This is a genomic window from Methylophilus sp. DW102 (assembly GCF_037076555.1).
In the GTDB taxonomy this organism is placed as follows: Bacteria; Pseudomonadota; Gammaproteobacteria; order Burkholderiales; family Methylophilaceae; genus Methylophilus; species Methylophilus glucosoxydans.
In genome coordinates this window covers 1-19,637 of sequence record NZ_AP029023.1, presented here as the reverse complement: position 1 = coordinate 19,637, position 19,637 = coordinate 1, and the positions used below count along the sequence as shown (strand labels likewise).

Annotated in this window: 17 protein-coding genes; 8 read left to right on the top strand and 9 right to left on the bottom strand. The window is 51.5% G+C overall.

The genetic code is table 11. The features are described 5' to 3' along the window. The first annotated feature begins 12 nt into the window (after positions 1-12). On the top strand, positions 13-2,076 hold the full coding sequence (gene recG, locus AACH41_RS00085; RefSeq protein WP_338655929.1) for an ATP-dependent DNA helicase RecG: 2,064 nt from the start codon (positions 13-15) through the stop codon (positions 2,074-2,076). On the opposite strand, the gene AACH41_RS00080 is transcribed toward recG, so the two are convergent. Beyond that, positions 2,073-4,049 carry an EAL domain-containing protein gene (locus AACH41_RS00080; RefSeq protein WP_338655928.1) on the bottom strand — a complete coding sequence of 659 codons (1,977 nt, stop codon included), beginning with the start codon at positions 4,047-4,049 and terminating at the stop codon, positions 2,073-2,075. The genes recG and AACH41_RS00080 overlap by 4 nt on opposite strands. A 271-nt stretch (positions 4,050-4,320) precedes the next feature. Continuing rightward, the gene (locus AACH41_RS00075; protein WP_338655927.1) at positions 4,321-5,211 is read right to left on the bottom strand and encodes a LysR family transcriptional regulator; all 891 of its coding nucleotides are present in this window, start codon (positions 5,209-5,211) and stop codon (positions 4,321-4,323) included. A 114-nt stretch (positions 5,212-5,325) separates the two neighbouring features. Here AACH41_RS00075 and AACH41_RS00070 point away from each other — a divergent pair, with 114 nt between their 5' ends. From AACH41_RS00070 to AACH41_RS00055, 4 genes are all read left to right on the top strand, one after another. Then, positions 5,326-6,186 (top strand): pirin family protein, encoded by an 861-nt coding sequence (locus AACH41_RS00070; protein WP_313984601.1) that lies wholly within the window; start codon positions 5,326-5,328, stop codon positions 6,184-6,186. Between the two features lie 100 nt (positions 6,187-6,286). Next, on the top strand, positions 6,287-6,919 hold the full coding sequence (ycaC, locus tag AACH41_RS00065; protein ID WP_338655925.1) for an isochorismate family cysteine hydrolase YcaC: 633 nt from the start codon (positions 6,287-6,289) through the stop codon (positions 6,917-6,919). 265 nt (positions 6,920-7,184) lie between these two features. Further along, positions 7,185-7,337, top strand: a complete 153-nt coding sequence (locus AACH41_RS00060; protein ID WP_313984608.1) for a hypothetical protein — start codon at positions 7,185-7,187, stop codon at positions 7,335-7,337. Between the two features lie 84 nt (positions 7,338-7,421). After that, positions 7,422-8,531 (top strand): catalase family protein, encoded by a 1,110-nt coding sequence (locus AACH41_RS00055; protein ID WP_338655924.1) that lies wholly within the window; start codon positions 7,422-7,424, stop codon positions 8,529-8,531. Between the two features lie 7 nt (positions 8,532-8,538). On the opposite strand, the gene AACH41_RS00050 is transcribed toward AACH41_RS00055, so the two are convergent. Genes AACH41_RS00050 through AACH41_RS00040 form a run of 3 tightly spaced genes read right to left on the bottom strand, consistent with a single transcriptional unit; the run spans position 8,539 to position 10,278 of the window. Then, positions 8,539-8,850: a thioredoxin family protein gene (locus tag AACH41_RS00050; RefSeq protein WP_338655922.1), complete on the bottom strand. Its 312-nt coding sequence runs from the start codon at positions 8,848-8,850 to the stop codon at positions 8,539-8,541. A 37-nt stretch (positions 8,851-8,887) separates the two neighbouring features. Next, positions 8,888-9,334 (bottom strand): YiiD C-terminal domain-containing protein, encoded by a 447-nt coding sequence (locus AACH41_RS00045; protein ID WP_338655920.1) that lies wholly within the window; start codon positions 9,332-9,334, stop codon positions 8,888-8,890. 29 nt (positions 9,335-9,363) lie between these two features. After that, complete coding sequence (locus tag AACH41_RS00040; protein WP_338655918.1) at positions 9,364-10,278, bottom strand: LysR family transcriptional regulator; 915 nt, start codon at positions 10,276-10,278, stop codon at positions 9,364-9,366. Positions 10,279-10,411: 133 nt separating this feature from the next. Between AACH41_RS00040 and AACH41_RS00035 the strand changes: the two genes are divergently transcribed. Beyond that, positions 10,412-11,161, top strand: coding sequence for a glucose 1-dehydrogenase (locus AACH41_RS00035; protein WP_338655916.1), 750 nt, complete (start codon positions 10,412-10,414; stop codon positions 11,159-11,161). Between the two features lie 63 nt (positions 11,162-11,224). Continuing rightward, positions 11,225-11,956 (top strand): alpha/beta hydrolase fold domain-containing protein, encoded by a 732-nt coding sequence (locus tag AACH41_RS00030; RefSeq protein WP_338655914.1) that lies wholly within the window; start codon positions 11,225-11,227, stop codon positions 11,954-11,956. A gap of 25 nt (positions 11,957-11,981) precedes the next feature. Here the strand turns inward: AACH41_RS00030 and AACH41_RS00025 are convergent, their stop codons facing one another. Beyond that, a complete protein-coding gene (locus AACH41_RS00025; RefSeq protein WP_338655913.1) occupies positions 11,982-12,353 on the bottom strand; it encodes a hypothetical protein in 372 nt (123 codons plus the stop codon). Positions 12,354-12,515: 162 nt separating this feature from the next. Between AACH41_RS00025 and AACH41_RS00020 the strand changes: the two genes are divergently transcribed. Next, positions 12,516-14,288, top strand: a complete 1,773-nt coding sequence (locus AACH41_RS00020) for a monovalent cation:proton antiporter-2 (CPA2) family protein (protein ID WP_338655911.1) — start codon at positions 12,516-12,518, stop codon at positions 14,286-14,288. A 94-nt stretch (positions 14,289-14,382) separates the two neighbouring features. On the opposite strand, the gene gyrB is transcribed toward AACH41_RS00020, so the two are convergent. The 3 genes from gyrB to dnaA form a co-directional block, all read right to left on the bottom strand. Next, positions 14,383-16,788: a DNA topoisomerase (ATP-hydrolyzing) subunit B gene (gyrB, locus tag AACH41_RS00015; RefSeq protein WP_194749655.1), complete on the bottom strand. Its 2,406-nt coding sequence runs from the start codon at positions 16,786-16,788 to the stop codon at positions 14,383-14,385. 81 nt (positions 16,789-16,869) lie between these two features. After that, entirely contained in the window at positions 16,870-17,973 is a 1,104-nt protein-coding gene (dnaN, locus tag AACH41_RS00010) for a DNA polymerase III subunit beta (protein ID WP_194749656.1), read from the bottom strand. Positions 17,974-18,221: 248 nt separating this feature from the next. Next, positions 18,222-19,637, bottom strand: a complete 1,416-nt coding sequence (dnaA, locus tag AACH41_RS00005) for a chromosomal replication initiator protein DnaA (RefSeq protein WP_338655909.1) — start codon at positions 19,635-19,637, stop codon at positions 18,222-18,224.

The window sequence follows — 19,637 nt, the reverse complement described above, 5'->3', positions numbered from 1 at the left end:
TGACTTGACCGCATGCGTCCCTTGAGCGAAATCAAAGGTCTGTCGCCTGCCCTGCGCAGCCAGTTGGGCAAACTGGGGATTACCTCGGCCGAAGCCTTACTGCTGCACTTGCCCTTGCGTTATCTGGATGAAACGCGCATTACCGCTATCCGCGATTTGCGTCTGGGTGAACAAACGCAGGTTGAAGGTGTGGTGGTACATCAGGAGGTCAGCTACAAACCGCGCAAAGCGCTCAATGTCAGCCTGCAAGATGACACTGGCATCCTGCATTTGCGCTTTTTACATTTTTATCCCAGCCAGATCGCCCTCATGCAACCAGGCCAGCGCTTGCGCGTGTTTGGTGAAGTGCGTGGCGGCTTTTTTGGCTATGAAATGGTGCACCCCACCCAACGCAAAGTCAGTGAAGAAACCCCCGTCAATCAGGCACTGACACCCGTCTACCCCACCACCGCAGGCTTGAGCCAGAATAGCCTGCGCAAAGCGGTCAATCTGGTATTGCAGCCTGCATTGTTAACCGAAACCCTGCCCGCCTGGGTATATGCCTCCCTGGCCCTGCCAGACTTTGCCAGCAGCGTGCACTTGCTGCACCAACCCTCGCCAGACAGCCCGCTTACCAGCCTGGAAGACCGCAGCCATCCGGCCTGGCAACGCCTGGCTTATGACGAGTTGCTGGCGCAACAGTTATCCATGCGCCAGCATTATGCCCGGCGCAAACGCGCCACGGCCCCCGCGATTGCAGACACCCATGCGCTGGCTGACCGCCTGCTCGCCATGCTGCCGTTTGAGCTCACCGCAGCACAGCAAAAAGTGGTGAAAGAAATCCGCCAGGACCTGGGCCAACCCTACCCCATGCAGCGCTTGCTGCAAGGCGATGTTGGCAGTGGCAAAACTATCGTCGCTTGCCTGGCCGCGCTACAACTGATCGAACACGGCTGGCAAGTGGCGATGATGGCGCCCACGGAAATCCTGGCCGAACAACATTACAAGAAACTCAGTAGCTGGTTACAGCCCTTGGGCATCACACTGGCCTGGCTGACAGGTAGCCAGCCGAAAAGGGAACGTGAGCAGTCACTGTCAATGATTGCCAATGGTGAAGCCATGTTAGCCGTAGGTACACATGCGCTGTTTCAGGACGAAGTGCAGTTCAAGCAACTGGGGTTGGCAATTGTGGATGAGCAGCACCGCTTTGGTGTCGGCCAGCGGCTGGCCCTTAGAAAAAAAGGTGCGACCAGCGGACAAGCCACGGCGCTGGAACCGCACCAGCTCATGATGTCAGCCACGCCGATTCCACGCACCTTGTCCATGAGCTACTACGCCGACCTCGATGTGTCGGTGATAGACGAACTACCGCCGGGCCGGACCCCTATCGTCACCAAACTGGTGGCGGATGACAGACGTGAAGAGATTTTGCAGCGCGTCTATGAGGCCTGCACGCAAGGACATCAAGCCTACTGGGTGTGTCCGCTAATTGAAGAGTCTGAGGCCTTGCAATTGCAAACCGCCAATGACACGTTTGCCTATATGCAGCAGGTGTTCCCTACCCTCAAGGTCGGGCTGGTGCATGGCCGCATGAAACCCGTAGAGAAGCAGGCCGTCATGCAGGCGTTTGCGGGCAATCAGATTCAGTTGCTGGTGGCCACCACCGTGATTGAGGTCGGCGTGGATGTACCGAATGCGAGTTTAATGGTGATTGAACACGCCGAACGCATGGGCCTGAGTCAGTTGCACCAGTTACGTGGACGCGTCGGCCGCGGCGCTGCAAAAAGTACCTGCATCCTGCTATATAGCAAACAGCAATGCTCACAAATTGGCCGCCAACGGCTGAAAGTGATTTATGAGAGCAATGATGGCTTTGCCATTGCGCAAGCCGACTTGCATATTCGCGGCCCGGGCGAGCTGCTAGGCACGCGTCAGAGCGGCGTGCCCATGCTCAAAATTGCCGACCTGGAACGGGACGAGCACCTGCTTGACGCGGCGAAGCCCGTGGCCGAAAAACTGCTGCAGACAGACCCTGCAGCGGTGAGCGCACATTTGCAACGCTGGTTAAGTCAGGCGGAAGAGTGGATCAAGGTTTAATAGAGGCCAGTCTGCAATCTGGCCAAAGCCTCAGGCTGCGTCAGAATCGCCTGCAAGCAGGCTTCAAACTCAGCCAGTGGCACCGGTTTGCTAAACAAATAGCCCTGAAAACGCTGGCAGCCCATATGCTGCAACATGGTCATCTGCTGCTGTAACTCCACGCCTTCGGCAATCACCGAGTGACTCAGATTTTTGCCCATATTGATGATGGTTTGCACAATGAATGAATCGTAGTTGTTATGCGCAATATCTTTAATAAAACTGCGGTCGATCTTGAGTTCATCCAGCGGCAAGCGTCTCAATACCGACAGTGAAGACTGGCCTATGCCAAAATCATCCAGCGAGAAGGTGATGCCCAGCGCCTTAAGTGCCTTGATCTTGCCAATTACCTCATCAATGTTTTTTACGATCAGACTTTCGGTCAACTCCAGGCACAGGTGGCGCGCATCACAGCCACTGGCCAGCACAATCTCTGTCACCTGCCGCACAAAGTCGGGCTGACTAAACTGCTTGGCACTGACATTGACGGATAGTTTAAGTCCAGCCGTGTGTGCAGAATCAGCCCAATGCTTGAGTTGCTGGCAGGCCTGAGTCAGCACCCAATGCCCGATGGGCACAATGTCGCCCGTCTCCTCTGCAATCGGGATAAACTGGTCGGGCGGAATCATGCCCAGTGTCGGGTGTTGCCAGCGTAACAAGACTTCGGCACCAATGGGTTGCTGAGCCGCATTCACCTGCACCTGGTAATACAACAACAGTTGATTGGCCTGCAAGGCAAATGCCAGCTCATTCTCAAGCGACGCACGTTGCTCGATGGCGGGATGGAGCGTCTCGTCATACATCTGGATACTGTTGAGCTTATCCGATTTTTTGGCCTGATACATGGCAATATCTGAACGACGCAACACCTCGGCTTCGTCGAAGTGATCCCCCATAAACAGGCAAATACCGATACTGGGCGAGGTGCGGTACAAACTGTCTTGCAGCTCAAACGGCGCAGAAAATACCGCCATCATATTCTCGGCCGCCCGATGCGCGGCAACCACCGCCTCTGCCTTATCCTTAGAGAGATCATCCAGCACGGCAATAAATTCGTCGCCACCCATGCGTGCAATCGTATCGCGTTTGCGCAAGCTCAAGGATAAACGCGCCGCCACCTGCTGTAGCAATTCATCGCCAGCCTGATGGCCTTTGCTGTCATTGAGGCCCTTGAAATTATTCAGGTCTAGGCAGATGACCGCGCCATAACTTTTGTGCCGTGCACAGCGGGCAAATGACTGGTTGAGCCTATCCGTTAACAGACGGCGGTTAGGCAGCCCGGTTAAAAAATCATAATAGGCCAATTGGTGGACTTTTTTATTGTCCAGGTTAGAGGCAATACGTAGCATAATATTGTCACGCAAACTGCTGGCGAGGCTGCGGCCGGCCACCGTCACATAAATCACATAGACTATAAATAGCACCGCCAGCGCCAGCGACAACTGTGTGCCATGTAGCACAAAGCGTGGAATCATGAACAACAAAATCCCACCCGTGAACAAATTACTCGTCGTGGTATCCACCGAATAAATGACGATGCCTGCCCCGCAGACACCCACCAGCGCAAAGATTAAAAAGGCCTGATGTTCGGTATCGCTCTCGGGAAACAGCAGAATCCCCGCAAGACCCCAGGCGATGCCGCAAAACAGAGAGGTGGCGCGAAACCACTGCAACCATTGCCGGGTATGTGCCTCACGCACCGGGTCTTTGGCATATTGGTAGGTTAAAAAGGCACGTGCGCCATAGGCCAGCAGAAAAAGTACGCTCCAAATCAGCAGAATCGGTGAGGCGATCAAATGCCGTTGCACGAGCAGCAACGCAGCCATGACAATAAACGCAGCCAGTAATGACCTGCGGTTATTGCCATACAGCATATCCACAATTTCAATGTGTAGCGCTGATGATTCTGCCGTGGTGGTGTTCAACGCACGCATCCCCCTGCCTATAATTGTTAATGTCTTAACAACGGTTAAAAGCGGCTGATACTTTAATTGCTTATCTTGGTATCATGCGCCAAAAAACGCAAAATGACAGCAGCCAAGCCACGATTTTTAGCTGAAGAATGGCAAAAAAATACTAAGAAATGTCAGTGATGCAAGCGTAACTTCAGTCGCCCCGGGTCACGGGGGCATCTACAGCGCCTGTAGAAAGAAAGTGAGTCCCCTCAAGGGATTGCGGGAGGCAGTCTTTAGAATTCGTGTCCGGCTAGGCGACAAACAGTGGCTTCAGGGCAGTCACTGCCAGGTCAATAAACCCGCGTAGCTTGGGTGGCATAAAGCGCTGCTTAGGATACACCAGGTGCACCGCATCAGCTTGGCCACGCCACTCTGGCAACAGACGTTGCAAGCCACCCTGCCGCACCGCCGCCTGACAAATAAAGGTTGGCAACAAAGCCACCCCCTGCCCGCTCTCGACCATGGTTTTGACAACACCGATATTATTGACCAACACCTGACCCGGCAAGGGCACCCGGATCTCATTGGTGCCCCGCTGCAACTCCCAATGATGCCGCCCCATGGGCGTAAACTGCACACAGGGATGCTGTGCCAGCTCGACCGGAGAGTTGATAGGCGCAGCCTGCTGCAAATAAGCCGGGCTGGCAAATAACGCCCACTGTATGGTCCCCAGCGATTTGGCAATCAGGCTGGAGTCGCGTAACTCCCCCATGCGGATCGCTACATCCACGCCTTCTGCGACCAAATCGACATAACGCTCGGTCAACCACAGCTCCAGTGACAATGCCGGATAACGCGCCTGCGTTTCGGCTAGCAAATGTCCCAACAGCGCATCGCCCAAATCCGCCGGAGCCGTCATTTTCAATGTCCCTTGCGGCTGTTGCCTGGCCTCATCAAGTGCGGCCTCTGCCTCCATTAAATACCCCAACCCGGTCGAAGCATGTTCAAAATACAGGCTGCCCGCCTCGGTCAGGTGCAAACGGCGCGTGGTGCGTTGCAGCAAGGTCACACCCAGCCGCCGCTCCAGTCTTGCCACCCGCGTGCTCACTGTCGACGTCGGCAATCCCAGTTGACGGGCGGCCGCGCTAAAGCTGCCGGCCTGCACCACCCTGACAAACACCGCCGCTTCGTTAAAGTCCATGATTATTCAATTAAATGAAAAGTAATTTCACATTTAACCATCTAGTTACCTGATTGTCATCTGTCTATAGTGTGATCCATGCAATCACGCACACCCCTGAACAAGGAGCAAACCATGAAAAAACTGGCATTTATCAAACGCAGTAACGGCAACCACTGGGTCGGTGACGGCTTTCCGGTACAAAGCATTTTTTCTTACCGCGATATCGCCAGTGATATTTCACCCTTTTTGCTGATGGACTATGCAGGCCCCACTAGCTTTGAGCCAACAGCACATAGACGCGGCGTCGGCCAACACCCGCACCGTGGCTTTGAGACGGTCACCATCGTCTACGATGGCCAAGTCTCGCACCATGACTCCACCAACGCGGGCGGCACCATTGGCCCAGGTGAAGTCCAGTGGATGACCGCGGGCTCAGGCATTATTCACGAGGAGTATCACGGCGATGACTATGCCCGCACGGGCGGTCCGTTTGAAATGATCCAGTTATGGGTCAACCTGCCTGCCAAGGACAAAATGACCGCGCCAGGCTATCAAGGCATTACCCATGCCCAGATTCCTGAGGTCACTCTGCCGCAAGAGGCAGGCAAGGTACGTGTCATTGCCGGTGAATATGACGGCAACCCAGGCCCGGCCAAGACCTTCACGCCAATGAACGTGTGGGATGTACGCCTCAATGCAGGCACGCGCACCACCTTCACCTTGCCTGAGGGGCACACGACGGCGATTTTTGTGTTGCATGGCGCAGTGAAAACCGGTGAAGTGCATACCATCCGCCCTAGTGAACTGGCCGTGATGCAGCGTGAAGGGACTGAACTGGTATTGCAGGCCCAGCAAGACACCACGTTGCTATTGCTCAATGGTGAGCCGCTCAATGAGCCGGTGATCGGGCATGGTCCTTTTGTCATGAATAGCTGGGAGGAAATCGACCAGGCCATTAATGACTACAACCAGGGCCGTTTTGCCACCGCTTAAGGGCCAGGCATCTTGATCACATTAAAACAGCAGGCACCGCCGTCAACCAGCAGTACTGACGGCGGTGACCCAGCCAACCACATCTCGAGAGGATTACATTATGAAAAATACACCCTACACCCGTCTGGACCGTGACAACGCTGCCGTATTGTTGGTAGACCACCAAGCTGGCTTATTATCACTGGTACGCGATATCGAGCCAGACCGCTTTAAAAACAATGTGCTTGCATTGGCCGATGCCGCCAAATTTTTTAACCTGCCCACCATCCTAACCACCAGCTTTGAAACCGGTCCCAACGGCCCGCTTATGCCAGAGCTCAAGACACTGTTTCCCGATGCGCCCTACATCGCTCGCCCCGGCCAGATTAATGCCTGGGATAACCCGGACTTTGTACAGGCCATCAAGGCGACAGGTAAGAAGCAGCTCATTATTGCTGGCGTCGTCACCGAGGTTTGTGTCGCGTTTGTCGCACTCTCAGCCATTGAAGCCGGTTTTGAAGTATTTGTGGTCGCCGATGCCTCAGGCACTTTTAACGCCCTTACCCGCGATGCCGCCTGGCTACGCATGCAAGCCGCCGGGGTACACATGATGACCTGGTTTGGCGTGGCCTGTGAACTGCAGCGCGACTGGCGCCACGATATTGAAGGCCTGGGTGCCCTTTGTGCCAACCATATTCCAGATTACCGCAACTTGATGACGTCTTACCATGCTTTGTCTGCCGCCAACCCTTAAGGCTTTGCAAGCGTAAAGAATCCCGGTTTAAGGATTTTTTTAGCCTAAATGCGTTCAAAAGTTTATGACTGGCAACCCGTGGCATAAAGCGCTTCCTACAGTCGCTTAAGCCTGAACCGGATGCCCTACCGCCAGTTACCCGCGTAATCTGCAATTGTCGCGTTTGAAAATGAAGGTTGAATGAATTTTCGACTTCAGTTTGATAACAAGACAATACGGCAGCCATAACGGCTGCCGTTTGCACTCACGCAAAAGGAGGTGTGACATGCCCAGAGGTTCCAGCCCGAAACGTGAACGTGAATATGAAAAACTCAAAGAGGAATTTAAAAAGGATCACCGCTATCCTGGCCGCGAAGAAGAAGTCGCTGCACGTATTGTGAATAAACAACGCAAAGAAGCCGGTGAGACCAAAGAGTAATATCAGAGTGGGCGGTACCCCGCCCTCTAGAAATCAATGTGCTTGGCACTGATCCGATAAACCCAATTGCAAAAGGGGGTTGTGATGCAGCAAACAGATCAATTTGTAGTCTCGCCCCTAAGTTACCAGCCCGATTACGAGGTGGTAGCCACCACCGAACGCACCCGCCAGCAGCACCTGCAGCAAACTCTGCACAAGCTTTCAGAAATCAGCAGCCAGGCCGCCACCCATGCTGCACGCAGTGTGCACCTGAAAAGCCACGGCCTGCTCACAGCCGAAATGCAAATCTATGACCAACTGCCGCCTGCCTATGCACAAGGCCTGTTTGCACGCCCGCAAACCCTGCCGCTGATTATGCGCTTTTCCACTGTCCCTGGTGACATCCTGCACGACAAACCCGGTACGCCCCGCAGCCTCGCGCTAAAGGTGGTAGGTGTAGAAGGCGAGCGCCTGCCAGGCAGTGAAGACGCCATCACGCAAAATTTTTTATTTGTAAACGGCGCCAGTTTTTTATCCTCCAGCGTGCAGGTGTTTTTAAACAACCTCAAACACTTAGCGTGTTCGCCCAACACCAGTACAGAGTTCCGGCATTTCCTCGCGCAATTGTTCCGTTCTACCGCACATTTGGTCGAGTCGCTCAAATATGGCCAGCAATCGCAGCTTAACCACCTCTACCAGTCGCAAGAAACTAACTTGCTCGGTGAAACCTACATCAGCCAGGACCCGATCATGTATGGTGACTACATGGCTAAAATCGCGGTTGTCCCCATCGCCCCCGACCTCATCGCCCTCAGCAACAAACCCATAGACCTATTCGCCTCCGACGGCCTCAGAAAATCCATCGTCGATTTTTTTATCAAGCGCACCGCCGTTTGGGAGCTACGCGTACAACTCTGCACCGATCTCCAAACCATGCCCATCGAAGACGCCACCATCATCTGGCCAGAAGAGCGCTCCCCTTATATCCCGGTCGCCCGCATCACCGCCAAACCCCAAATTGCCTGGAGTCCATACCGTTCGCATGTGGTGGATGAAGGCATGCTGTTCTCACCCTGGCATGGCCTGGCCGCCCACCGCCCACTAGGCTCAGTCACCCGCCTCAGAAAAATGAGCTACGAAATGGCAAAAAACATGCGTGCATCCAATGACCACGGCCACACGTGCGAGCCGACACATCTTGATGATGTGTGTTAATGGCACGTCAGCGATCACTGAGCCTTAAAAGTGCAGACTTTAATTCAGCCGGTTGTATGTCCCTGACTAAACGCGTCACTTCCATGCCCTCTTTTATAAAAATCAGCGTCGGCCATAGTTTCACGTGAAACGACCGCCCCAACCTGCGGCCTTTACCATCTTCAATTTTAAGGTGGCGGATATGCGGGAACTGGATGAGTTCAGCGCTGATTGTAGATTGCGCCGCCTTGCAGTAGCCGCACCAACTGGCGCCAAACTCTAGTAGCGTGGCACCTATGAGGGCATTGATCTCTTCGCGGGTAGGTTCTGTATTTTCCATTTAATCATCCTCATAAGTGCATCATGGGCATTAAGCATCATTGATACAAAACAAACACTCCCTGAAATCTTGAGGTGACTTTGGCTTCGCTGATCATTTGAGCCATGACTATAATTTTCGCCCTGCCCTTTTCCTGATAAGTCTTTTTAAAACTGTCCCAATCATCCGCTGATTGAAAACTCGCTACACATTCAAAGTCTGTTTTCACTGGCAATAGATAATCAATCTCTTGCCGCTTGATGACCAGGCTGCCTTTAAGCCCGGCTTGTTCAATTTTGGACTGCACCAGTGCCCAGGCCGTGGTAATTGAAATAGCAGCGATGCTGCCACCAAACACGATATCGAGGTGGTTTTTGTTGGGCAAAAAATCGCCGTGGGCGGTGAGTTGGTGTTCCTCCATTTTGGCAATGTGTATCCCCAGGTTTTTAGTTTGGGGGATGCGTTGAAACAAGGTTTCTTCAAAATTTTGTTCGCGTTGGCTCATTTTGCTTCCTATTCACTAGGCGATTTCAGTTAACTGGTTTTTTGCAGTAAACGACACCCTTCAAACAACTCTGCCACCCACTCGATAAATGCCCGCACTTTGGATGAGAGGTGACGATTTTGTGGATAGAGTGCGTTAATCGGCAAACTCCCGGCCGGAAAATCGGCCAAGACCTTTTCTAATTTACCCTCAGTTAAATACCCTTGCACCATGAATGCGGGCAGCTGACTGATGCCTAGCCCTGCCAGCGCAGCGGCGACGATAGCATCACCATTGTTGATAGCAAGTTTACGCATGGCGGGGACCTCTTGTTCTTCGCCTGAATGTGTAAGCATAAAGGAGCGGATTTTTCCGGTTTTGGAGGAAAAAAAGTGCACGCCCTGGTGGTGTTGCAGCGCTTCTGGCTGTGTGGGCCTGCCATAAGTGTTGAGGTATTGCGGGGCGGCGACCAGTAAAAACTGCATGGTGCCTACGCGCCTGGCAACCAGGCTGGCGTCTTGAGGATTGCCGACACGGATCACGCAATCGACGCCCTCCTCCAGTAAATCAATTGGCCTGTCGTCACAGCCGATTTCCAGCTGGATCTCGGGATAGCGTTTAAAAAACTCGGCCAGGGCCGGAATAATTACTAACCGGCCTAAAGGCGTGGGCACGTCTACGCGCAAGCGCCCTTTTGCGCTGGCGGTGGACTGCGTGAGTGCGGCTTCGGTTTCTTCGAGCTCGTTTAATAACCGGATAGCGCGCTCATAATAGGCAGCGCCATCCGTAGTCACGCTGATGCGTCTGGTAGTCCGGTGCAGTAGTTTGACGCGCAAGCGTTTTTCCAGCGCCAGCACCTGGGCCGAGACCGTGGTTTTGGGCAGGTTGAGCGACATGGCGGCTTTGGTGAAGCTCTCTAGCTCGACCACCCTGGTAAAGGCCAACATGGTGTCAAAACGGTCCATATCCGTCCTTGTTTGACTTGATTGTCCAATAAATTAGCACAGTGATTGCATTTTTAGGTGATTTATCTGGGGTTTTTATTTATTTATAGTGGTCACCAGTTTTAAACCACTTTATTAATTGAGGAGCATCAAGATGAGCAAGAAACTGGAAGGAAAAGTCGCTGTAGTCACTGGGGCCTCTAAAGGCATAGGGGCAGAAATTGCCAAACGCTTTGCCCGCGAGGGTGCAGCGGTGGTGGTGAATTATTTATCGAGCAAGGCTGGGGCTGACAAAGTAGTGGCCGAGATTACACAAGCGGGTGGCAAGGCGGTGGCGGTGGGCGGCAATGTGAGTGAGGTGGCTGATGCACACGCGCTGGTAGACGCAGCGATCACTCACTTTGGTAAGCTGGATATTTTGGTCAACAACTCCGGGGTGTATGAATTTGCCCCCCTTGAAGAAATCACGCCTGACCATTTTCACAAGCAATTCAACATTAATGTGCTGGGCCTGTTACTGACCTCGCAAGCCGCGGTCAAACACTTGCCTGAGGGTGGCAGCATTATCAATATTGGTTCGGTAGTGAGCCGTTTAACACCCCCTGCAAGTGCCGTGTATACCGGTACCAAAGGCGCAGTGGATGCCATCACCGGCGTGCTGGCCAGAGAGTTGGGACCACGCAAGATTCGCGTAAACGCCTTGAACCCTGGCCTGGTGGAAACAGAAGGCACGCATACCGCCGGGGTGATCGGTTCAGAAATGGAGTCCGCCTATGTGGCACAGACGCCACTGGGGCGCAGTGGGCAACCGAATGATATTGCCTCTGTCGCAGTGTTTCTGGCCTCTGAAGATGCTTATTGGCTGACGGGTGAGCAATTGCTGGTGGGGGGCGGTTTGCGCTAGTCGATGCCCAAATGCAGGCACGCAGCGCAGTGCCTGCCTTAGCGATTGCATCAACCCTACACCATGTGGACCACCGCCTTTGAATATGCAGCCACCGGCCACAGTATCAAACTGCAGGTGTTTGGCCGCCACCACCGCCAAAAGCGAGGGCCAGCACTGCTGTATTTTCATGATGGCCTGTTTAATCAGGGCCAGATTGAAAGCGCGCATGCACTGGCTGAAGCCCTCTCAGATGGCTGTGTCGTGGTATGTGTAGATTATCCGCTGGCGCCGGGTGTGCAGTTTCCACAGAGTATAGAAGTCGCCTACCAGGCCTTGCAGTGGCTCAGTGAACATGCAAAAGTATTAGGGGCAAATTCGAAGCTGCTATTTGTAGGTGGCGAGCGCGCTGGCGGCAATCTGGCTGCCGTCACCGCCCTGCTTTACAGAGACCGCGGGCTGCGTGCACCTGCGCAACTGCAAGGGCAAGTCTTGATTAACCCCATGCTGGATGCCTTGCAAACCTCGCCGTCGCTCGCTAGCCTGACCGAGAGTCCCTGCCGGGCGGCATGGGCTGACTATGCGCCCTGCCCCAGTTTGGCCTGGCATCCTTATGTTTCGCCTGTCCAGTCATGCCGACTGGCGGGGCTGGTTAATGCGCTCATCATTAGCGAACAAGGCCATCCGCTTGTGGATGAAGCAGCAGCCTATGCGAAAAAATTATTATTGGCGGGCGGGCAAGTACAACACTGGTGTGTACGCGAGAAAGGTTGGACGCAACATGCGCCGCTGATCCGGCAGTGGATGACTCTCTAAAACGCAAAGGCCGTCTTAAACGGCGTTATGCGTAGGAGAGCTCATCCCAAGCCGAGGGGTCGTTAGCCGTGAGCGGTTCATCAAAGCTGTTTTGATGAAAGCGCTGCATTTTGTCTTGAACAGACAGGGTGAGCTCAAACTTGCTCACACCAGGCAGGCGGCGGAAAGGGCCGGAGGGGTCAAACGAGCGGTAATGCAGGCTGATGAAAATCTCGGGGGAGACTTCCAGGTCAAAGCGCTGGGCGTAGGCAAAATCACTGGAGACATCGGTTTGGCTAAAGCCAAACGCGAGAGCATCGCGGCTGACGTTAAACCACTCTTTTTCATGGCAGGCTAAGTCAATCGAAAAACTTAATACATCAAAAATCTGATCAGCAAATTCTTTAGGCGTCTGCATAGCGGTTAATTCTTTAAAATGGCGTTTATGAATGGCTGATAGACACTTTAAACAAGCGTTTGTCAGTAATATATTGGTAGCAATCTGATAGTTATGTCAGATTTATCTGGCAAAGCATTTTTAGCAGCCGTTATTTCAATCTTTATTTCTCTTAAGGGCATCATGCATTCCACTTCTGACTTTCTGGTGCAAGCGGCCATTTACCTGTCTTTCGCCATTATTCTGGTGCCATTGTTCAAGCGGCTCGGCCTGGGTTCGGTGCTGGGTTATCTGATTGCCGGGATTTTGCTGGGCCCTTATGCCTTGAAGTTGATTGCCGACCCGGAGCAAGTGCTGCACTTTGCCGAGTTTGGCGTGGTATTGATGTTGTTTTTAATTGGTCTGGAGCTGGAATCGCAAAAAGTATGGGAGTTGCGCAAGCTGTTGTTTGGCCTGGGTGGCTTGCAGGTAACACTGACCATCGCCGTGGTTGGCAGCATCGCCTACTTAATGCACTTTTCATGGCAGGAGGCGCTGATTATCGGCATGGGCGTGGCGATGTCATCGACCGCCATTGGATTGACAGCGCTGATTGAGAAAAAGCAGTTACACACGCCGGGCGGACAAGCGGCCTTTGCCACCCTGCTGTTTCAGGATTTATCAGTGATCCCGCTGTTTATGATCCTGGCCTTGATTGCCCCGCATCACGCCAGCACAGGGTTTGATGTGATGGCCGTGGGCAAGGCCATTGCCGTGATTGTTGCCATTATTTTTGCCAGCCACACGCTGTTGCCCCCGGTCATGCGCGTGATTGCCCAAACCGGCTTGCGCGAAATGTTTGTCGCTTTTTCATTGTTACTGGTGATCGGGGTCTCCCTGGCCATGCAATCGGTCGGCTTGTCGATGGCCCTCGGTACCTTTCTGGCGGGCGTGTTGCTCGCAGGCTCTGAATACCGCTATGAACTCAGGCTGGACATTGAACCAGTCAAGGGTCTGCTGTTAGGGCTGTTTTTCATTTCGGTCGGTATGACCGTAGATATCTCACTGGTCACGCAACAGCCTGGATTGATTTTTGGCTTTGCCCTGCTCATTGTGGCGATCAAAATGGTCTTATTGATGGGCCTGGGCCAGGTTTTCAAATACTCGTTGCGCGACAAACTGTTATTGGGCCTGTCTATTTCGCAAATTGGCGAGTTTGCGTTTGTGATTTTTGGCTTGGCCTTAAGCCAGGAATCCTTGTCTCGCGGCAGCTATAACACCCTCAATGCCATCGTCGCCGTGTCTATGCTCATCACCCCGCTGCTGCTGTTATTGTATGACCGCTTTTTAACCCTGCAATGCGGAGAACGTCCACGCGATGCCATCCCTGAAAATAATAACGTCATCATTGCCGGTTTTGGCCGCTTTGGCCAGATTGTTGGCCGTGTACTGTTAGCCAAAGGCATCAGCGCCACCCTGATTGATAACGACCCCAACCAGGTTGATTTAACCCGCCAGTTTGGCTGGCGATGCTACTACGGTGATGCGTCACGATTGGATGTGCTTGAAGAAGCAGGCATTGGCTCGGCCAAATTGCTGGTCATTGCTTTGAATGACACCCATGCCACACTAGAAATGGCCCGCCTGGTCAAAGAGCGTTGGCCACAAGTCAACATTGTGGTCAGGGCCAGAAGCCGGACGGATGCGTTTGATTTGCGCGAGCTGGATTTGCAACCCATCCGCGAGACGTTTTACTCCTCACTCGAGGCCGCCAGACAAGCCCTATTGGTCATTGGTGAAACAACCACAGCGGCAAATCGCATCATCCAGCAATTTGAAAAGCATGATGTGGAGCAACTGGAAACCACGCTCAAAATCCGCCATGACAGAAAAGCCTTGTCGACCGTTATGGCGCAAGGGCGTGAGGATCTTAAAGCCCTGCTTGAATCAGAAAGCAGTCTGTTAGATAAAACCTAAGCTTTAAACTGGCGGCTTTACTGCTGCGTTTCATAAACTTATGACAAATAAAAAAGGCTCCCTCAGGAGCCTTTTTAGTGAAACACTGATGCGCTTAAATATCCAGTGAACTGACACTTAAGGCGTTGCTTTCGATAAAGGCGCGGCGCGGTTCCACGTTATCACCCATCAAGGTAGTGAAGATTTCATCGGCACCGATGGCATCTTCAATCTGTACTTTGAGCAAGCGACGTACGGTCGGATCCATGGTTGTTTCCCACAGTTGTTCCGGGTTCATTTCGCCCAGACCTTTATACCGCTGAATATTCAGGTTATGTTTGGCTTCGCCTAGCAACCAGTCTAACGCCTGTTTAAAGGTGCTGACTTTTTGCTCTTTTTCACCGCGCTTGATCATGGCGCCTTCACCCAGCAGGTTATTCACCATTTGTGAAGTGCGGTTGATCTGGCGGTAATCGCCGCTGCCTACAAACTCGGCATCAATGACGCAACTTTGCAGGTTACCGTGCACGTATTTGTTCACTTCCAGACGATAGGCGCTGGTCTCTGTATCTTGTGACACAATCACTTCTGAGCCGACTGCACCGAGGATAGGACGCAGTTTTTCTGCCACATTGTTAGCGGCGGCCTCCGTGCTCAGGTCAACCTCGCCCACATCCTGAATGGCGCGCAAAACGCTTTCGTCATACAGATTAGCAATGCGGCGGATTACGGCTTCGGTCAGCACCATTTGTTTGGCGATGCTGGTCAGGGCTTCATCTTTCAGAATCTCGCCGCCCTCTTTGGTCACCAGTATGGCATCGCGCAAGGCTGAATTAAGCAGGTATTCATCGAGCTCATGCTCATCTTTGAGGTAACGCTCGTCACGGCCTTGTTTGACTTTGTATAGCGGTGGCTGTGCGATGTAGATATGGCCATTTTCAACCAGCTCTGGCATCTGGCGATAGAAGAAAGTCAGTAACAAGGTACGGATGTGCGCACCATCGACGTCCGCATCGGTCATGATGATGATGCGGTGATAGCGCAATTTTTCCAGGTTAAAGTCATCTTTGCCTATGCCGGTGCCCATGGCCGTAATCAGTGTGGCAATTTCGGCAGAGCCCAGCAACTTGTCAAAACGTGCTTTTTCCACGTTTAAAATCTTACCCTTGAGTGGCAAAATGGCTTGGAATTTACGGTCACGGCCTTGTTTGGCAGAACCACCCGCAGAGTCCCCCTCGACCAGATAGAGTTCGCAGAGCGCCGGATTTTTTTCCTGGCAATCTGCCAGTTTGCCTGGCAGGCCCATGGTGTCCATTACACCTTTACGGCGGGTGATTTCACGGGCTTTACGGGCTGCTTCGCGCGCGCGCGCAGCTTCGACAATCTTGCCACATACGATTTTGGCATCAATCGGGTTTTCTTCTAGAAACTCAGCCAGTTTAGCGGACACAATTTCGGAGACCACTGGTTGCACTTCACTGGACACCAGTTTGTCTTTGGTTTGTGAACTGAACTTTGGATCTGGCACTTTGACCGAAAGCACACAAGTGATGCCTTCACGCATATCGTCACCGGTGGTTTCGACCTTGGCTTTTTTAGCAAACTCGTTTTGCTCGATATACTGGTTTAGCGTCCGTGTCATGGCGGTGCGCAAACCGGTCAAATGGGTGCCACCATCACGTTGCGGAATATTGTTGGTGAAACATTGCACCGTTTCCGAGTAGCTGTCATTCCACTGCATGGCTACTTCTATCGTGATGTTGTCTTTCTCACCAATGGCATAAAACACTTTAGGGTGCAAAACCGTTTTACTGCGGTTCATGTACTCCACAAACCCTTTTACACCACCACTGAAGGCAAAGTTTTCTGACTTGCCGGTACGTTGATCTATTAATTCAATCTTGACGCCGTTGTTCAAGAAGGACAATTCGCGAATACGCTTGGCCAGGATTTCAAAGTGGTATTCAACCAGCACAAACGTGTCGACAGAAGCCAGAAAATGTACTTCTGTCCCGGTTTTATCAGTGGTACCAGTCACGGCCAATGGCGCTTGCGGTACGCCACGATGGAATTCCATCTGATGTACCTTACCTTTACGGTAAATCTTGAGTTTTAACCAGTCTGACAGCGCATTAACGACAGACACACCCACACCGTGCAGACCGCCAGACACCTTGTAAGAGTTCTGGTCAAACTTGCCGCCGGCATGTAACTCGGTCATCACGATTTCAGCCGCGGAGCGTTTGGGCTCATGTTTATCGTCATCTTTGACATCGGTCGGAATGCCGCGACCGTTATCAGAAATACTGATGGAATTATCCGGGTGGATAATCACTTTAATATCGTCACAATGCCCGGCTAGTGCTTCGTCAATGGCGTTATCCAGCACTTCGAATACCATGTGGTGCAAACCAGAACCGTCTGACGTGTCACCGATGTACATGCCAGGACGCTTACGTACAGCGTCCAAACCTTCCAAAATCTTGATACTGTCTGAGTTATATTCTTGTGGCTGTGCCATAACAAAAGTTTCTTTAATTGAGAGTTAAAAGACCATCACCCTAACATTGGCCGTGTTTCACGTGAAACACGGCTACCAGCATTATATGCGCATTGGCATCACAACATATTTATAGTTGGCATCGCTGCTTGCGGTGATCAGGCAACTGCTGTTGGCGTCTGCGAACGCAAATTGAATTTGTTCATCACTCAGATTGTTAAGCACATCAATCAGGTAAGTGACATTAAAACCAATATCCAGTGCGGCATTGCTGTAGTCGATATCGAGTTCTTCTTCTGCTTCTTCTTGCTCGGTGTTGGTGCTAATCAGTTTGAGCTGATTATTGGTGATGACCATGCGGATACTGCGATATTTTTCATTCGACAGAATAGACGCACGTTGCAAGGCGCTCAGGATTTGTGTGCGATTGACCAGAAAAGTATTTTGATGACCATTGGGAATCACACGGTTGTAATCCGGAAACTTGCCATCAATCACTTTGCTGATCAGTTGGATATCACCAAATTCAAAGCTGACCTGTCCGTTCAAGACTTCAATCACGACAGGCGAATCTGACTGCTCATCCAGCAACTTCGTCAATTCCAGCACTGTTTTACGCGGCAAGATCACTTCTGTTTTTTCAAAGCTTTGCGCCAGGGTGGTATTGGTATAACTTAAACGGTGTCCATCCGTGCCCACCACGTGCAACTGGTTGCCGTTTACTTCCAGCAACAAGCCATTCAGATAATAGCGGATATCTTGTTGCGCCATGGCAAATTCTACTTGCTTGAGCAAGCGTTTGAACTCGGATTGCGCCAGACTGAAACTGATGTTTTGGCCACTGGCTTTGCTCATCAAAGGATAATCTGCTGCAGGCAGTGTTTGCAGGTTAAAGCGGCTCTTGCCTGCTTTCAGTGTAATGCGATTATCCTGATTATTCATTTCTATCGTGGTGCTGTCAGGCAATGAACGGCAGATATCCAGCAGTTTTTTTGCTGAAATCGTTGTACTTAATTCGCCTTCAATGCCGCCATGTACTTTCAGAGAAATCTGCATTTCGAGGTCGGTAGCGGTCAAATGCATTTCATCCTGTTTGATGTTAACTAACAGGTTAGAAAGGATAGGTAATGTATGCCGACGCTCTACGATGCCAGTCACACTATTGAGTGGTTTAAGCAAAACCTCACGGTTAATTTTGATTTGCATGGCCTGACCTAATTAATAACTTTATTTCAATATATAAAAGATAAGAATAATAGTAATGTTACGTTTTTTTGTGGGTAAGTCTAAAAATATAAATAATTCAAAGACTTATCCGAATATTGCCTTGTGCATAAATTGCGGTTTAAACCTGCATCGTTTGTGGCTGATATTGTAAACTGATTTTATTCAGTCTATACGCAATATTTAAGCACACGTCATTCTCAACTTATCCACAGCATGACTTGCTTGTTTTAATCCCTGATCACTTGTGTGAGTAAACCAATATCACGTGCCAGCGTCTGGTCATTCAAGCGTAATTGTTCAATTTCTTCGCAGGCGTGCATCACGGTTGTGTGGTGACGTCCGCCAAAAGCTTCCCCAATCTCTGGAAAGCTATGATTGGTAAGCTCACGCGCCAAAGACATGGCCACCTGGCGCGGTCTGGCGACATTTCGTGAGCGTTTTTTGCTAAACATATCGCTGACTTTGATTTTGTAATAGTCAGCGACTGTCTTTTGAATGTTTTCGATGGTGATCTGGCGGCCGCGCACGGCAATCAGGTCTCGTAGTGCGTCTTTGGCCAGATGCACATCAATGGCATGACCGGTAAAGTTAGCCATGGCAATAATACGATTCAAGGCGCCTTCAAGTTCTCGCACGCTAGAGCGTATCTGTTTGGCGACAAAAAAGGCCACATCTTCATGCAGATCTATATTCAGGTTTTCAGCCTTTTTGCGCAGAATGGCTACCCGCATTTCCAGCTCTGGTGGCTCCACCGCGACGGTAAGCCCCCAGCTGAAGCGAGTACGTAGCCGTTCATCCATGTCGGCGATTTCTTTAGGATAGGTATCGCAAGTGATGACGATTTGTTTTTTTTCTTCGATCAGCGTGTTAAACGCGTAGAAAAACTCTTCCTGGGTGCGTGTTTTTTTGGCGAAAAACTGAATATCATCAATCAGCAATAGATCCAGCGAATGATAAAGTTGTTTGAATTCATCAAACGCCTTGTTTTCATAAGCCTTTACTACATCGGAGACATAACGTTCTGCGTGCAGGTAACGGATATTCGCTTCTGGCTTAATTTTCTTTAATTCGTTGCCGATGGCTTGTAGCAAATGTGTTTTGCCCAAGCCGACGCCGCCATAAATAAACAGTGGGTTATATGCCTGACCAGGATTGCCTGCCACCTGTATTGCCGCTGCGCGTGCTAGCTGGTTTGCACGGCCAGTGACATAGTTATCAAACAAGAAACTGTCATTGAGCCCACTACTCTTCTCATTTTTAACCGGTTTTGCGCTTGATCGTGGAATGGGGGGCCGATTTGGTTTGCTAACGGTTTTTGTCGGTGGTGTTGCAATGGCGGCTTCAACCGGGTTTTCGCTCACACTGGCTGCCTTGTTAACCACGGCGGGTGCTGCCGGTGCCAAGGATTCACTACTGTCGACAATCAGTTCAAGAATGGCTGTTGGAGAGAGTTCGGTCGCGATCGTCTCTATGCGTGAAAAAAACTTGCTTTTGACCCATTGCATGACAAATTTGTTGGGCGCAACAATTTGCACGGATTCCCCATTGATGCGTGCTTTCAGGGGTTTGATCCAGGTGTTGTATTGTTGTGCTGACAGCTCTTGCTCGAACTTTAACAAACAATAGGCCCAAAAATTTTCCAT

Excerpts from the sequence above, each read along its gene's own strand:
- gyrB (WP_194749655.1), bottom strand. The coding sequence starts at position 16,788 with ATGGCACAGCCACAAGAATATAACTCAGACAGTATCAAGATTTTGGAA.
- dnaA (WP_338655909.1), bottom strand. The coding sequence starts at position 19,637 with ATGGAAAATTTTTGGGCCTATTGTTTGTTAAAGTTCGAGCAAGAGCTG.
- AACH41_RS00040 (WP_338655918.1), bottom strand. The coding sequence starts at position 10,278 with ATGGACCGTTTTGACACCATGTTGGCCTTTACCAGGGTGGTCGAGCTA.
- AACH41_RS00030 (WP_338655914.1), top strand. The coding sequence starts at position 11,225 with ATGTGGACCACCGCCTTTGAATATGCAGCCACCGGCCACAGTATCAAA.
- AACH41_RS00060 (WP_313984608.1), top strand. The coding sequence starts at position 7,185 with ATGCCCAGAGGTTCCAGCCCGAAACGTGAACGTGAATATGAAAAACTC.
- AACH41_RS00075 (WP_338655927.1), bottom strand. The coding sequence starts at position 5,211 with ATGGACTTTAACGAAGCGGCGGTGTTTGTCAGGGTGGTGCAGGCCGGC.
- ycaC (WP_338655925.1), top strand. The coding sequence starts at position 6,287 with ATGAAAAATACACCCTACACCCGTCTGGACCGTGACAACGCTGCCGTA.
- AACH41_RS00050 (WP_338655922.1), bottom strand. The coding sequence starts at position 8,850 with ATGGAAAATACAGAACCTACCCGCGAAGAGATCAATGCCCTCATAGGT.
- AACH41_RS00045 (WP_338655920.1), bottom strand. The coding sequence starts at position 9,334 with ATGAGCCAACGCGAACAAAATTTTGAAGAAACCTTGTTTCAACGCATC.
- AACH41_RS00070 (WP_313984601.1), top strand. The coding sequence starts at position 5,326 with ATGAAAAAACTGGCATTTATCAAACGCAGTAACGGCAACCACTGGGTC.
- AACH41_RS00080 (WP_338655928.1), bottom strand. The coding sequence starts at position 4,049 with ATGCGTGCGTTGAACACCACCACGGCAGAATCATCAGCGCTACACATT.
- recG (WP_338655929.1), top strand. The coding sequence starts at position 13 with ATGCGTCCCTTGAGCGAAATCAAAGGTCTGTCGCCTGCCCTGCGCAGC.
- AACH41_RS00035 (WP_338655916.1), top strand. The coding sequence starts at position 10,412 with ATGAGCAAGAAACTGGAAGGAAAAGTCGCTGTAGTCACTGGGGCCTCT.
- AACH41_RS00020 (WP_338655911.1), top strand. The coding sequence starts at position 12,516 with ATGCATTCCACTTCTGACTTTCTGGTGCAAGCGGCCATTTACCTGTCT.
- AACH41_RS00055 (WP_338655924.1), top strand. The coding sequence starts at position 7,422 with ATGCAGCAAACAGATCAATTTGTAGTCTCGCCCCTAAGTTACCAGCCC.
- dnaN (WP_194749656.1), bottom strand. The coding sequence starts at position 17,973 with ATGCAAATCAAAATTAACCGTGAGGTTTTGCTTAAACCACTCAATAGT.
- AACH41_RS00025 (WP_338655913.1), bottom strand. The coding sequence starts at position 12,353 with ATGCAGACGCCTAAAGAATTTGCTGATCAGATTTTTGATGTATTAAGT.